Below are 1,670 nucleotides of genomic sequence, written 5' to 3' on the forward strand. Positions count from 1 at the left end.
CATAGCGATCACGACTCTCTGAATCATGATGGCAATGTAAGCCGTCTCTCCGGCTGTCACATCACTTCGCCTGCCTACAGCGGATGTTGCTGATAATGACCCGTCCTACACGGTGGCATGGGTTATTTTTGATTCTGTTGGTACGCTCGATGCTAAGGTTCATGTCTCAGCTAATACCGACAGACGGCGATAACCCGACGCAAATAAGTGCGATTGTCTGATATAGCGGAGGGCTTGAAATTAAGCTCTCCGACTGCGCGGAATTCAGATATAAAAAATGCCACCAGCCCGTGTGCGTTGGGTACGCGATGGGAACGAGGTGGCAGCATGGGTTATCGGTATTCCTTTAACCACTCGGGGAATGGGTATGGGAATAAAGGCCTGCTTTTAACCACATCAGGCAAGGTGGTTTCCTCACTTACCGTAATTAAGGAAAACTGATAAGTTGGTTATTCCACAGTCAGATGAGGAATGTTATTGATGAGTAAACTTAGTTTTAAGTGTCCTAACTGTCGTAAGGATCTCGTTGTAAGTTCCAAGGTCAAAATCAAGAAGATAGATGATCTCAACGGCACCAAGTGTTCTTCGTGTGGTAGAACTATTCACAAAGATGATATTACCAAGCAGGCTGGTGATTACGTCAGTAAGCTCTTCAGGGATGCCTTCAAGAAATAGGGATTTCAATTCATCTATTTTCTTGTCTAACTCGCTGGTATCAAATTTTATTGATGCCAGTATTGGTTCTTTCATTGTTCCACTCCTCATTTACACTGCGTTCTAACATATTCCTGCAACCCCAGAATCATTTGCTCTGAGGTGGCAATGCGTTCCTTGCTCTCTGGTTCCTCGATCCATTCCACACCTTAATTGCTGACTGCTCGTTTCTACATATGCCCGTTTGGTGCTTACATTTGTCACATGCAATGTAGTTTCTGAAATCTGAGCGGGATGTTTGTATCATGGTTAATTTGTCGCTCAAACATACTGGACACGGTTTGAGTTCATCTGTTTCAGCCATTATTTTTTTCCGCTTCTATTTCCCGTATCGCCCGTTTATCCAAATTGCATTGCTCAATAACTGTCAGTAACTGCTCATTCAAAATAAGGCTGTCACCCCATGTCATTGTGTCCGGTATCACCGGAGACAGACAGTCAGCGAGCAGATGTGCCGGAATGGGTATCGGTGGCACCTGAACGTATTCGGTTCGTGTGTTGCTGCAACCGGATAACAACCCCATCAGGCACAGTACGATTGGCACACTCATGATTGACAACCACCGTTTTGATGGCGGCCTGCGTTTTCTCAGAATCCACGGCTGACTGCTGTCGGTTTTCGCTATTAATTCGTGAGATGTCATTAAATAACCTGATAGAGTGGTAGGCGTTGTCGGTAATGGCGACCTGTCTGTCATACTGTAACTTTAAGTTATGGTATTCTTCGGCCTTGTCCTGATACTCACGGTAATAGAACCAGAGCAGGCCAGAGACAATCACCAAAGCTCCGAGGGTGAAATACTGGCTGTTGAGTTTCATCTCACCCGCCTTATTTGGTTCGTGTTGTTTTACCCTTGCCTGTTTCAGCCAGAACAAGATCCAGAACTAAGTCAGCAGCCTGTCCGACCAATCCTCTTATTTTGCTTTCATGCTCAGGTCTGACCTTCTTCCATTCG

General features: G+C 45.4%; 5 protein-coding genes. 1 reads left to right on the forward strand and 4 read right to left on the reverse strand.

The window, feature by feature from the left end; all coding sequences use genetic code 11:
- Nucleotides 1-170 precede the first annotated feature (170 nt).
- On the reverse strand, nucleotides 171-329 hold the full coding sequence (locus Xvie_RS21925; protein ID WP_167376344.1) for a hypothetical protein: 159 nt from the start codon (nucleotides 327-329) through the stop codon (nucleotides 171-173).
- Between the two features lie 151 nt (nucleotides 330-480).
- Here Xvie_RS21925 and Xvie_RS25985 point away from each other — a divergent pair, with 151 nt between their 5' ends.
- Nucleotides 481-675, forward strand: a complete 195-nt coding sequence (locus tag Xvie_RS25985; protein WP_422645963.1) for an ECs_2282 family putative zinc-binding protein — start codon at nucleotides 481-483, stop codon at nucleotides 673-675.
- A 127-nt stretch (nucleotides 676-802) separates the two neighbouring features.
- On the opposite strand, the gene Xvie_RS25990 is transcribed toward Xvie_RS25985, so the two are convergent.
- From Xvie_RS25990 to Xvie_RS20195, 3 genes are read right to left on the reverse strand one after another with little or no spacing between them, the layout of a single operon-like run.
- The gene (locus Xvie_RS25990; protein ID WP_086110870.1) at nucleotides 803-1,018 is read right to left on the reverse strand and encodes a Lar family restriction alleviation protein; all 216 of its coding nucleotides are present in this window, start codon (nucleotides 1,016-1,018) and stop codon (nucleotides 803-805) included.
- A complete protein-coding gene (gene lysC / locus Xvie_RS20190; RefSeq protein WP_086110871.1) occupies nucleotides 1,011-1,265 on the reverse strand; it encodes an Rz1-like lysis system protein LysC in 255 nt (84 codons plus the stop codon). Before lysC ends, Xvie_RS25990 begins: the two co-directional genes overlap by 8 nt.
- Nucleotides 1,153-1,533, reverse strand: coding sequence for a hypothetical protein (locus tag Xvie_RS20195; protein WP_086110872.1), 381 nt, complete (start codon nucleotides 1,531-1,533; stop codon nucleotides 1,153-1,155). Before Xvie_RS20195 ends, lysC begins: the two co-directional genes overlap by 113 nt.
- Nucleotides 1,534-1,670 lie beyond the last annotated feature (137 nt).

This window comes from Xenorhabdus vietnamensis (assembly GCF_002127535.1).
Taxonomy (GTDB): Bacteria; Pseudomonadota; Gammaproteobacteria; order Enterobacterales; family Enterobacteriaceae; genus Xenorhabdus; species Xenorhabdus vietnamensis.

What these genes read in the sequence shown, in the direction of transcription:
- Xvie_RS21925 (WP_167376344.1), bottom strand. Translation starts at nt 329, where the DNA reads ATGCTGCCACCTCGTTCCCATCGCGTACCCAACGCACACGGGCTGGTG.
- Xvie_RS25985 (WP_422645963.1), top strand. Translation starts at nt 481, where the DNA reads ATGAGTAAACTTAGTTTTAAGTGTCCTAACTGTCGTAAGGATCTCGTT.
- Xvie_RS25990 (WP_086110870.1), bottom strand. Translation starts at nt 1,018, where the DNA reads ATGGCTGAAACAGATGAACTCAAACCGTGTCCAGTATGTTTGAGCGAC.
- lysC (WP_086110871.1), bottom strand. Translation starts at nt 1,265, where the DNA reads ATGAGTGTGCCAATCGTACTGTGCCTGATGGGGTTGTTATCCGGTTGC.
- Xvie_RS20195 (WP_086110872.1), bottom strand. Translation starts at nt 1,533, where the DNA reads ATGAAACTCAACAGCCAGTATTTCACCCTCGGAGCTTTGGTGATTGTC.